This window comes from Chryseobacterium piperi (assembly GCF_002285635.2).
GTDB classification, from domain to species: Bacteria; Bacteroidota; Bacteroidia; order Flavobacteriales; family Weeksellaceae; genus Chryseobacterium; species Chryseobacterium piperi.
On the sequence record NZ_CP023049.2, the window covers coordinates 4,392,560 to 4,405,423 of the forward strand.

A 12,864-nucleotide genomic window follows, 5' to 3' on the forward strand; every position below is an offset into this window, starting at 1 on the left:
ATAATTATTTATTCTTTAGACAGCACATATTCTATGGCTTTCTGGAATATATTACAGAATAGTTTTGAATTATTATTTTGGGTGCAGCTGCTGTTTCCTCCGTAAAAACCGTCTGGCGAACTTCTGTTGATATACCAGTTAATATCTCCAATAATAATAAGATTATCATTAATAATACCAGTAGGTCTTCCTCCATCGGTATCCATAAAACGTGATGCAGAAGAAGGAGATGAGATTGCGCCTATATAACGATTAAATATAATTGTAGATCCTGATGGGATATTTCCAAAAACGCCATTTGTAGGGCCTATATTGGTAGCGGATATCCTGGCATTTCTATTGTTTGGAGTACTTTGAAAGGAGTATCCTGCAAAGCTTGAGAATGGAAAAAATCCAGAGCCACCATCAGCACCAAGGTAAAAGAATTTTTTCTTTTCGGCTATCTTTTGAGCTAGAATATTTCTTTTAGATTGAGGGAAATTTCTATTTGTAATATACCCCACCCATATAATATCTGCATTATCTATAGCATTACGGAAAGCCTGATCACTACTGTTTCTTACGTCGATGGTTGTATAGTTGAAACCTTGTACTTTTACCGATCCTGAAGGGCCAAAGTTAGCCGTGTTATTAAGTTTTGATCTGGCTGTACTGGTATAAGAATCTGTAGATAAATTTGATCTCCAAGCATCTGGTGTGATAGAAAGTATTGTCATTCTTCTGGCAGTTTTAGCCTGTACCATAATGTCGAAAGTACAGCTCTGCCCACCAAGATTAACAGTAAAGCTAGCGGTGCCCGATGTGTTGGGTGTGCCGGTAATATTGAATGTAATACTACCATTACCATTAGCAAGGGTTCCGGCTGGAGCTGTTGCAGTAAGGCCTGTCACACCTGTTGAAGCGATATTTATAGCTCCGTAAGGCCTTCCGTTTCCTCCTGTATAATTAACTACTTTAGTACCATTGCTTGTTGTACCTACGGTATATGTTCCTGTTAATGCTCCCCTAGAACAATCTAAGGTTGCTACAATAGGGCGATTGTTTCCTACGGTTACCGTAAAAGTACAAGATTTGCCACCAAGATTAACGGTAAAGCTGGCGGTACCCAATGTGTTGGGTGTACCGGTAATATTCAATGTAATACTACCATTACCATTAGCAAGGGTTCCGGCCGGAGCTGTTGCAGTAAGGCCTGTCACACCTGTTGAAGCGATACTTACAGCTCCGTAAGGCCTTCCGTTTCCTCCTGTATAATTAACTACTTTAGTGCCATTGCTTGCTGTACCTTCGGTATATGTTCCTGTTAATGTTCCCCTAGAACAATCTAAGGTTGCTACAACAGGGCCATTGTTTCCTACGGTTACCGTAAAAGTACAAGATTTGCCACCAAGATTAACAGTAAAGCTGGCGGTACCCGATGTGTTGGGTGTGCCGGTAATATTCAATGTAATACTTCCATTTCCATTGGCAAATGTTCCTGCAGGTGCTGAAGCTGTAAGTCCGGTTACACCTGTAGATGCAATGCTTATGGCTCCATAAGCCTGTCCATTTCCTCCAGTATAGTTAATAACCTTCGTTCCATTACTGGCTGTACCTTGGGTATATGTTCCTGTTAATGCTCCGTTGGCGCAATCTAATGTAGTTAATGGAATAACAGTGGTACCATCACAACTATCACAAAGACAATTAGACCAGCCCGTTGATTTAAATACTTTGACACAATCAGCTGTAGAGTCAAAGATCATAGTTCCTATGGCAACACTTCCTCCCATTGGATTTTTTATACTATCCTGACTGGCATTAGTTGGCAATACCAATCCATGTTTGTTCGTTGTAGGTCTGTTGATGTCAAGGGCTCCTCTGGGATTTGCGGTTCCCATACCTATTTGAGCGTTCACTGCTCCAAGCCATAGAGCCATGGAGAGAAATGTGATTTTTCTTTTCATTTGTGTGTTTATTTAGTTGTTAATGCAATAAGCCTATTTAAGGTAAGAGAAAACTCTTACTTTATTAATAGTAATAGTACATATTTGGGAATTGATATAACTAGTTCTAATGAAAGATTAAATATAAATAACGAAAGTTTTTATATTATAAATTTTTTTATTGCTGTTTTGAATATCTAGTTATGTATAATAATGTGGGAATAAAGTAATGGGGAAATTTGTAAAAAATCAATGGGTTTTTCATTATGTTGTGTTTATGCAAAAATACTAATATTTTGTGACTTACGATTAATTTTGATGCTAATATAGAATTGTTATTGATTAAAATAAGAGTAGTATATTGAGCTTAATGCGTGGTATAAAGGAGTGGAGGCATGTTAGATTTTTTTATTGGATCTGATAATAGTTTTTCAGAGAATATTACACAATTAAGAATGTCGAAATGTTATTTAAAATATGATATTTTTTTTCTATTACTTATCATTTATTAATGTAAAATTCATAGATCGAGTAATTTAGTATAAATAATTTGTGATGGACAATCAGACCATCACAAATTATAATCATTTATTTGATGTATTAAAAATTAGTCCATGTATTGCCATTCCATACTTTGACAAGGTTGGCATCGGAATCATACACTATTAATCCTGCGGGAGGGTTGAGCATCTTGAACTCTGGGCTGCCTACATTAGGTAAAACCAAAGCCTTGGTTTCTCCACTGTCTTTTCCTAATATAAGGATGCCGGGAGCGGAAGATTTAACGTCTCCTATAATGACTCCTTTGCTATTGTTATCAGAGGTTGTAATGTGACCTCCTGTTGCTCCACCAGATTTTGGGGTGCTCCAACCTGTGCTGTCTTTATAGAGAAAGCTTCCACTTTTTCCATCAAATATTATGGTGCCAGCAATAGCGTTGCTCATATTACCTACATTTTCTATTGGAGATAATCGTATGCCTCGGGCCTGTGGTCCAAATTCAAGTAAAGCGCTTTTTCCTAAATTATTGTTTTTATCAATGCCAACTTGAGCTTGTATGGTACCGAAGATGCTTATTGACATGATGCCTGTTAAAAATATTTTTCTCATTTTTTTGTTTTTAGTGAAGGTTATAATAATTTTAGTTACAGATCGAAGGTTCGTTAGCAGTATCAATTCGATCAAGCTCTCTCCAGTTTGTACCATTGGATACAAAAAATCGCCCAAGAGTGGTATCGTACACAAGCATTCCTTTTTGTTGGGTAATAGCATTTCTTGCAGTAGTAGTCAATCTGGTAACAACCATCCCAAGATTTTTTGCACGGAGTTCAAGGTAAGTATTAGGTGCTGTTGGCTTCCAACTATCGGAAGCTGTGCTAATTCCCATAGGGGAAGGGCTTGCTGTAGTATCAGTAATGGAATTACCTTGCAGGGTAACTAGCGTAAAGTAATTGCTGTTGCTATTAGGTTTAAAATTAACGGCAACGTCAATGCCTGAAGCGTTATAAGGAACTTTCTTTATTTTAGGGTTAACAGTGAAGTTGGCATCTTCTGCTATAATAAAGTACATGCTGGTGTTTGCTGCTGGTGCACTGATGGTATATTCCCTGAAACATTTGTTTTAAACCTGATATTGATACAATTCATATCCCCTGTATCCTGAGTTTTCCATACTCTGTTCATCCTGTTAAAAGTCTTTCCAAAGAGGTTAATAGGGCTTGAGAAGGAAGTAGATCCCCCATTATCGCCTATCATCGTGAATTGTTGATTGGTGGGAATATTTGCATGAGTCGTGTTACCTGCGGTAAAATTGGTGTCAGTAGAGATAACCAGGATGCTTTTGTTATTGGCATCGATTGAAGTGGAAATTCTTTGATGTAAGCCAGAGCTGTCATCTCTTCCAATTCCGAAAACATTATTTTGATAAGTAGTATCTCCGTTCCATACCACACCGGTTGAGGTGCTGGTACTAGTACTATTTAAATAATTTACGGGCAGACTGGTATCTCCCAGCGTGATTCCGTATTTTACTGCAAGGTAAGAGTTGATTTTTTGTCGTACTTGTGGGGTTTGGGTCTCAGAATATAGAATAAACTCTCCGATTCTGTCGCCTCCTATATTAGTACTCCCTCCTCTTGAATTATCCATTACCAGAACCATTCCGGGATAGTTACTTGTAGAGTTAGGAAGGGTCAAAGGAGGTCCAAAAGTAATGGCATTATTATCAAAAACATATTCCATATTGCCTCCAGATAGTTGATTATAAAAAGAGTAGATACTTGGAATTTCGGTACCTATAGAACTAATAGTCCGGGTTCCAAAAAAGCCCGAGCCACTTTCTTTTTGATTATAAATCCGTGGTCTGTCACCAGAAGTTCCAAACCATGGAGCTTGGCGTGCTCCTGCATTGGTGGTTGTGTTGGAGGTACGGGTTGTACCATTCATAACAAATGATACTCTGTAATTACCCGCAGTTTGGGTTCTTGTGTGATGGGTATAGGATGTTAAGGCATTGGTACTGTTATTGGGAAACCCTAAAGGGAACTTGTAGCCGGTAATGGTATTATTAGTGGATACAATTTCTATTGAAGGGTTGAAATTAAAATTAGGCGAACTTTCAGCAGTTCGGTAAATCGGTTTGGCATTGTTTGCTACTGGTGTTGCTTCACCATTAACTCCTCCAGATCTTTGATTTGTCCAATTGGCTACTATAGCATTATCGTTTGTAGTTCCTGTGCCTGCATCTGCTTTCACCCATATTTGAAGGTTATTGGTGATTCCGCCGGGAGCTTGGGCTGTTGCGAGTCCGGAGATTACAATAGCAATAGATAGAATGTTTTTTCTCATTTTTTCGTGTTTTTTTATGTATTTATTATAGAAATGACCACATCATATCATCTAACTTATAATATGTATTACAAGCTGTATGTGATTAATGAAAAGATGGTTTTATATTATTTGAATCATTGTTCAAATAATTGGAATCCTATATTCGTAAGTAGGTTTACCAATAGTATTAAAAAAGTAATGTTATTACAAATTATTAACGTTGGTATAGTTATCAATATGAAACTTTGAATAGATATTGAAATGGGAAAAATAAAAGAAATTAGTTGTGTTTTTCATCATGTGTGTTTTTTATAAAATAATATGTTGACATTAATTATCAATTGGTGTACCAAAGTGGATATATTATGTTTTGTTTTTATTTAAATTATCTTATTTAATCACTTGTTAATGAATTTTTTATATGTTGTTTTGCCTCTCTGTTAGCTGTTTTTTGTTATGTTCTTATTTTGTGTATAAAGTTTGAGTTATTTTTTTAATATTGATAAATAATATATCGAAAATTAAAAATTAGCAATTAATAATATTAACTCAAAGTGCTTTATTATTTGGATAATCGTTTTAATTGAAATAGCTACCTAAGTTTTTTTCATTTTTATATTCATTAGTTTAAATTTAAATAGACTAGGATATTTTTTATTGGTAATTGGTAGTGTGTTGGTATGTCAAAATAGATATAATTGGCATATCGTATTGAAAATTGAAAGTAAAATGAATTATTCCTAATTTATTGAATAATAGCATGATATTTTAAATTTGTAATCTGCTTGAACCTTGAATAGATCATTGTTTTTCTTGCTATGTGTCAATTTGTCATAAAATTTTGAATGGTACGAATATTGAGAAATGTAGAGTGTAAATCAAATTAAAAAATTAGAAAAAATAAAAATATTATGAGTAAAATAATTGGAATTGACTTAGGAACAACCAACTCATGTGTTGCTGTAATGGAGGGTAAAGACCCTGTTGTTATCCCGAACGCAGAAGGTAAAAGAACAACACCTTCTATTGTAGCGTTTACAGAAGACGGCGAAAGAAAAGTAGGAGATCCTGCAAAAAGACAAGCTGTAACGAATCCAAAAAATACAGTATATTCTATCAAAAGATTTATTGGAACTCATTTTAAAGATGATACAAGTGAAATCGCAAGAGTACCTTATGAAGTAGTAAAAGGTCCGAATGACACTGTAAAAGTAAAAATCGACAATAGAGAATATACACCACAGGAAATTTCTGCAATGATTCTTCAGAAAATGAAAAAAACTGCTGAAGATTATTTAGGACAGGAAGTAACAAGAGCGGTGATTACTGTTCCTGCTTACTTTAACGATGCACAAAGACAAGCTACTAAAGAAGCTGGTGAAATTGCAGGTCTTAAAGTAGAAAGAATTATCAACGAACCTACCGCTGCTGCATTGGCATATGGTATGGATAAAAGTCACAAAGATCAAAAAATTGCAGTATATGACCTTGGTGGTGGTACTTTTGACGTTTCAATCCTTGATTTAGGAGATGGAGTATTTGAAGTATTGGCTACAAATGGTGATACTCACTTAGGAGGTGACGATTTTGATGATGTTATTATCAATTGGTTAGCTGACGAATTCAAAGCTGAAGAAGGGGTAGATTTAAAATCTGATGCTATTGCATTACAAAGATTGAAAGAAGCTGCTGAAAAAGCTAAGATTGAATTATCTTCTTCATCACAAACTGAAATCAACTTACCTTATATTACTGCTACTGCTACAGGTCCTAAACACTTAGTGAAGACTTTAACAAGAGCTAAATTTGAGCAGTTATCTGCTGACTTGGTAAGAAGATCTATGGAGCCTTGTAAAAAAGCTCTTTCTGATGCAGGTCTTTCAGTATCTGATATTGACGAAGTAATCTTAGTAGGTGGTTCTACAAGAATCCCTATTATTCAGGAAGAAGTAGAAAAATTCTTCGGTAAAAAGCCATCTAAAGGAGTGAACCCGGATGAGGTAGTTGCTATTGGTGCAGCGATTCAAGGGGGAGTTTTAACAGGAGATGTAAAAGATGTATTACTTCTTGATGTTACTCCACTTTCTTTAGGTATCGAAACTATGGGTTCTGTATTTACTAAATTAATTGAAGCAAATACAACGATTCCGACTAAAAAATCTGAGACATTCTCTACAGCTTCTGATAACCAGCCAGCGGTAAGTATCAGAGTAGGACAAGGAGAGAGACCAATGTTCAACGATAATAAAGAAATTGGTAGATTCGACTTAACAGACATTCCACCAGCACCAAGAGGAGTTCCTCAGATCGAAGTAACCTTTGATATTGATGCGAATGGTATCCTTAGCGTTTCAGCTAAAGATAAAGGAACTGGTAAAGAGCAGTCTATTAAAATTCAGGCATCTTCAGGTCTTTCTGACGAAGAAATCGAAAGAATGAAAAAAGAAGCTCAGGAAAACTCTGCAGCAGATGCTAAGAAAAAAGAAGAAGTTGAGGTATTCAATAAAGCTGATGGATTGATCTTCCAAACTGAAAAACAATTGAAAGAGTTTGGTGATAAATTATCTGCTGACAAAAAAGCAGCGGTAGAAACAGCAGCAGCTGAATTAAAAACAGCATTCGAAGCGAAAAATACCGATGAAGTAAAAGCTAAAACAGAAGCTTTAGATGCAGCTTGGATGGCAGCTTCAGAAGAAATGTATGCAGCAGGGCAGCAAGCTCAGGGTGCAGATGCAGAAGCTCAAAATCCTGGAGGAAATGCAGGTGCAGATGATGTGCAGGATGCAGACTTCGAAGAAGTAAAATAAATACACGTAAGTAATACTTACTTATAATCATAGAACCGCAGTAAAACATTGTTTTACTGCGGTTTTTTTTATCAATATATTTTAAAGGATTTCCACTTCTTCAGGGATAATGAAAAGGATGACACAGCCTTTCTCAGATTTTACGGAATGTTTAAAGTTGGGTGGAGTATACAGATAATCTCCTTTGTTTAAATCGGCGCCGGCAATAAAAGCATCTCCTTCGATTATAAAAAGCTCTTCTCCGGCAGGGTGGTTATGGTAAGGATAGCTCGCGCCCGGTTCAAATTTTAAGAGAATAGTTGTAGATCTGTTTTTCTCAGGATCAAATTTTAAAGATTTTACAAAGATACCTTCATAATGAATTCCATTTTCTATCAAAGGTTGCCATTCTTTTTGTTTTGTTTTTACGATATAATCGTGAATGTTTGTGTTCATGATAATTTAAATGTATTGGTTTATAACTTGTTCTAAGGTCCACTTGTAACTAGGAAAAGTACTTAGTAAAAATGCTCCGGTACTGAATACAAAAACGGAATAATCCAACGGTTCTTTAAGACCGAAAGATAAAGTCATTGCGATTGCAAACAATAGTGTAAGAATAGATGCAACTAAAGCTGTAGGGATTACCTTGTATCCTATGAGCAGCAATATGCCGATAGAGAGTTCTGCAATAGTTGATAATACTGCAATCGCAGGTGTAAACGACCGAGGTAGGAATGAATTGATTTCAGCAGTATACTGTACAAAATTTTTCCAGCCCGAGGATTGGGCCCCCCAAAAGTTTAACTACTTGCCGTAGCGGATAAAAATCCGACGCTTATACTTATTCTCAATAAGAAAACAGCCAGATGTTGCTTTGTTTTCATACTTATAATATTGGGTTTGAATTACAAGTACAAAGTTCATTATAAGCTGATATCTAAAGAATAGACAATCCTGAAAAAAGCATATAATATTTCAGGTTTTTACATTTTTCTGATATTCTTTTGGGGATAACGATGTATGTTTTTTAAAAAAGTTGGAGAAGTAGAAAGGATCGTTAAACCCCAGCTGGTAAGCGATTTCTTTTACAGAAAGTTTTTCGTATAATAATAATCTCTTAGCTTCGGAAATCGTGAGACTATAGATGACGTTCTGTGCTGTTTTATTGGTGTGTTGTTTTGAAATTTCGTTTAATTTAGCTTCTGTAGTTCCTAGTATATGGGCGAACCGGGAAACCGGGTAGTTTTCAGAGAAATGAATACGGACGCTTTCCAGGAATTTTAGAAATAAAGCATCAGGTTTCCATATTTCATCTCCATTGGCAATTTTACTCCGGTTGATTTCTACGAGTACCAACTCGATAAGGGAATGAGTAGAGATTAGGTATTGGTAAGGTTTTTCGAGAGTTTCTTTGTCAATCATGTTGAGCATTTCTGTAATCAAGGTTGGTTGATAAATGGTGATCAGTTCATTCATTCCGAAATGACAGAATAATCCGTTGTGAAAGATCAGTTCAATATCGCTGTCGCTTTTACTGAAAAAATCAAGGGTGAACTCAAGAGCAGTTAGCTCACCATCAACCGATAATAGTTGATGAAACTGTCCTGAGGTAATGGTAACGATCTGACTGGTTTTTAAGGTAAATATTTTTTCGTCAATCAAAACTTCAGCGCTTCCGTTTTCACACCAGAATAAGGTATATTTAACCACTCTTGCTGGCTTTGGATATCCTGTTTGATTTGAATATTTTTTTATTTCAATCATGTTTATTTATCAATAGGATTACTAGCTTTACTTTAATCTAAATTACAAAAAATGTGAATGCAAAATGAAGGAGGCAAAGAAGAGTAATCTTAATGTGTTTAATTTTTTATAAAGTATGGTAAGCTCGTAATTTTGAAGGAGATACAAGAGGGAATATTTCCTGAAATACTTATTTTGAAGGTGTGAAATAATTGATTTAATTAAAAATATTACGAATAATTGGTTTTTAGACTAAAGTATTTGGATTTTATGTGTTAAAATACTGTGTGCTTTTAATCAATGCATGGTGAAGTACATGGTAATGTCTTAAAAATGAATAACTTTATTTAAGATACTAATCAAAATTTAACACAATGAAAAACAATTACTTTATTCTACTATTTTTTTTCTTATTCCAGTTGGGTTTTGCCCAGCAATATAAGATGCCCGCTACCTATGTTAGCTCATTACAGCCTGCTCAGCCGGGTTTTGAAGCGGGAATGGCTAATGATAATAATGTGAATACTATTTATCATTCCCGTTATAACTTAAGCACAGCAATGCCTGATCAGCTGAGCTTCAATTTTTCGAATCGGGTAAAAAGTATCAATAAATTAATCTATAAGCCAAGGGCAACGGGGCCCAATGGAATCTGGACAAGTGTGAAAATTTCATACTCTACACAGTCTGATCCGGGGACTTTCACAAATGCTACAGGAGTGATCTCTTTTGCGGCCGATAATACTGCTAAAACAATAGACCTGGCAACCGTCATTGTTAGTCCTGCAGTGATTAGGGTTGATGTTTTAAGTGCTCAGAATAATTTTTCAAGCTGCGCTGAGATGGAATTCTATTCTACGGAACCACTGGATCCTATTCAGAAAGATTGCTCACTTTCTGCTAATGAATTTTCAGCGTATATGGATATTCCTGTTCTGCCCCAGGTAACGGGATCTTCAGCCTCCAGTTTTCAGCCGGGAGAAAATATTGAAAAATCTTTTGATGGAGATATTACCACGCTTTATCATTCAGACTGGAACGGAACTGCAGCAATTTTTCCTGTTTCGTTAGTTTATAGATTTGACGGACAGACTCCAATAAATTATCTAAAATATACCCCAAGACAGGATGGGGGAGCAAATGGAAATTTCGGGAATGTAAAAATTAGTTATAATACCGCTTCCGATTCCAATTATATTGATCTTTCCACCCAAAATTTTGGACAGGCTAATACGATAAGAACAGTAGCTTTCCCTTCAGCGATTACCCCTTTAAATATAAAGATTGAAGTGCTTGACGGAAGAAATAATTTTGCAAGTTGTGCTGAAATGGAATTTTTTCAGACCAATCCAAACAGTTTTAATGCCTCTCTTTATTCTCATATATTTAATGATAGTATTTTTAGTACACTAAAATCTACTGTAACCCAGCAGGATATTGATGCTATTACATCGCCATTTATCAAAGGATTGGCTCAGTGTCTGTTCAATAATACCTATAATAAAAAATATAGAGTACAGACGTTTACAGCCTATAAAACTATTGAATCTATTAATACGGAGTATAAAATTGCAAATTACAATGGCTTTGAGAATCCTACTGGAATTGTTTTTGAGGAAAATACGACGGCTGCTGTTTTTGCAAAAGATATAACAAGTGCACATCCGGTTTACCTGAAAGTAAGAGATTTTGCCACTGAAGGATCTTCTCCTGAAAAAGTTTATGAACTGAAAAATGGATTGAATGCTCTTCCTATAACCAATAAAGGCTTAGGGTATATTTCATATTATACCGATGACGTTAATGCTGCTCCGATCTCTTTAAATGTTTCGGCGGGTATTATAAACGGGATATACAAAAGGGGAACGACCTCAGCAGAATGGATAGAAATGCAGAATAATGACGTGTATTCAAAAGTTGATATGGAAGGCTATTATACGAAATTGGTGATGGATAAGGTTGCGGTAAGTAACTTTCATTATTACGATGCACAGCCATTGATTGATCGATATGATGTCATTACAAAGTCAGAAAGAGAATTGATGGGATTTTTTAAATTTAATAAGAATTTAAAGAACAGACAGTTGGTGTACACGGAATTTCAAGGAGGATGGTTTGCCGGAGGTTTAGGTGCTCATTTAGATCTTACTTGGGGACTTTCAAATTCGGCTTCTGCAACGGGGCTTGATATCTGGGGTGTTGCTCATGAACTGGGACATATTAACCAGGTAAGACCAGGGGTCATGTGGATTGGAACAGTAGATGTAACTAATAATATTTATTCTTTATGGTCTTATTATAATATGTATACACCAACAGGTGCTAATAGATTTACAAGACTTGAAGGTGAGGCTGCAGGTAAAACTGTATTTCCTCAGGTTGCTGGAAATAGATTTGGAGAATTTATCATTCAGACACAGGTTGAAGGGAAAAGTTATGCAGATTTATGGAGAGCGGATTTTGTGAACCCTGTAGATAAACATTTTAGAACATTAATCCCATTCTGGCAGTTGAGCTTATATTATCAATTGGCAGGGGCTTCTAAAAATGCACCAACTCTTACTTTTGATCATGATATGTCTGATGAAGAAACAGCAAATCCAACAACTACTCCGGTAGGAGTAGATTATGCCCATTGGTATGCCAGTGTTGTAGATAAGGTTTTGAATACAAATGAATCACAGCTGACCCAGGGACAATTGGTCATGAATTTTGTGAAAAATACATGTGATGCAGTACAGGAAGATCTTACTGATTTCTTTACCAGTACGGGTTTCTTGGTGCCTATTAATGCTGTGATTGCAGATTACTCCAATGCACAACTTACCATTACGCAAAGCATGATTGATGACGTTAAAAATTATGTAATAGCTAAAGGATATGCTAAACCAGTATCTCCTGTAATTAGCTATCTTTCGGCAAATAGCCTGAATGCTTTTAAAAATCTTCTGCCTGTTTCGGGAATAACTGGAGTAGGAGTTCAGGTTACAACCAATGCTCAGGGTCGATTTTTAATAGTTGAAAATTCTAAGTGGGCCAATGCGGTGGCTTTTGAAACATATGATACGAATAACAAATTGATGAGTGTTTCTATTGTGGGTACCGGAGATACGACGTTGAATAAAACCTTTGTAGATTTTCCATCGGATGCTGAAAAGGTATATGCAGTAGGATATAACGGGCAGAAAATTCTTGTTTATCCGGCAACAACTTTATCCGTTGTAGATGTGAAAGGTAATAATAATGATTTTAAAGTTTATCCTAATCCTTTAAAAAATGGAGAGAGATTACAGATTAATATTAAAAATTCAAAAGGAAATCTAAATGCAGAGTTGCGTAATATGACGGGGCAATTGCTTATTTCTGCAAAAGGTTCATTATCTGAAATCAATCAACAGATGAATGATAAGATGCAGAGTGTGAAAACAGGAGTCTATATAATTTCAGTAAATGATGGAAAGGCTAAATATGAGTCTAAGATTATAAAAGAATAATGATTAATTATTAATAAGTGATTTATAAATCCCCGGTGAAATGCCGGGGATTTTGTTTTTTAAAGTAAAAATAAAAATACTTAC

8 protein-coding genes are annotated in these 12,864 nt (G+C 35.6%); 2 read left to right on the forward strand and 6 right to left on the reverse strand.

Going from position 1 to position 12,864, the window contains the following annotated elements:
• Positions 1-8: 8 nt before the first annotated feature.
• The 4 genes from CJF12_RS19265 to CJF12_RS19280 all read right to left on the reverse strand — a co-directional run bounded on the left by CJF12_RS19265 (position 9) and on the right by CJF12_RS19280 (position 4,772).
• A complete protein-coding gene (locus CJF12_RS19265; protein WP_034685727.1) occupies positions 9-1,946 on the reverse strand; it encodes a hypothetical protein in 1,938 nt (645 codons plus the stop codon).
• Between the two features lie 579 nt (positions 1,947-2,525).
• Positions 2,526-3,035, reverse strand: a complete 510-nt coding sequence (locus CJF12_RS19270) for a hypothetical protein (protein WP_131329554.1) — start codon at positions 3,033-3,035, stop codon at positions 2,526-2,528.
• Between the two features lie 31 nt (positions 3,036-3,066).
• Positions 3,067-3,495 carry a hypothetical protein gene (locus tag CJF12_RS19275; protein WP_034685725.1) on the reverse strand — a complete coding sequence of 143 codons (429 nt, stop codon included), beginning with the start codon at positions 3,493-3,495 and terminating at the stop codon, positions 3,067-3,069.
• A complete protein-coding gene (locus tag CJF12_RS19280) occupies positions 3,480-4,772 on the reverse strand; it encodes a hypothetical protein (RefSeq protein ID WP_034685723.1) in 1,293 nt (430 codons plus the stop codon). Before CJF12_RS19280 ends, CJF12_RS19275 begins: the two co-directional genes overlap by 16 nt.
• Before the next feature lie 893 nt (positions 4,773-5,665).
• Here CJF12_RS19280 and dnaK point away from each other — a divergent pair.
• The gene (dnaK, locus tag CJF12_RS19285) at positions 5,666-7,561 is read left to right on the forward strand and encodes a molecular chaperone DnaK (protein ID WP_034685722.1); all 1,896 of its coding nucleotides are present in this window, start codon (positions 5,666-5,668) and stop codon (positions 7,559-7,561) included.
• A gap of 81 nt (positions 7,562-7,642) precedes the next feature.
• On the opposite strand, the gene CJF12_RS19290 is transcribed toward dnaK, so the two are convergent.
• Both CJF12_RS19290 and CJF12_RS19300 read right to left on the reverse strand, forming a co-directional pair.
• Entirely contained in the window at positions 7,643-7,996 is a 354-nt protein-coding gene (locus CJF12_RS19290; protein ID WP_034685720.1) for a cupin domain-containing protein, read from the reverse strand.
• 522 nt (positions 7,997-8,518) lie between these two features.
• Entirely contained in the window at positions 8,519-9,307 is a 789-nt protein-coding gene (locus tag CJF12_RS19300; RefSeq protein WP_034685717.1) for a helix-turn-helix domain-containing protein, read from the reverse strand.
• A gap of 353 nt (positions 9,308-9,660) precedes the next feature.
• On the opposite strand from CJF12_RS19300, the gene CJF12_RS19305 reads away from it, so the two are divergent.
• Positions 9,661-12,780, forward strand: coding sequence for a M60 family metallopeptidase (locus CJF12_RS19305; protein ID WP_084675662.1), 3,120 nt, complete (start codon positions 9,661-9,663; stop codon positions 12,778-12,780).
• Positions 12,781-12,864: the final 84 nt, after the last annotated feature.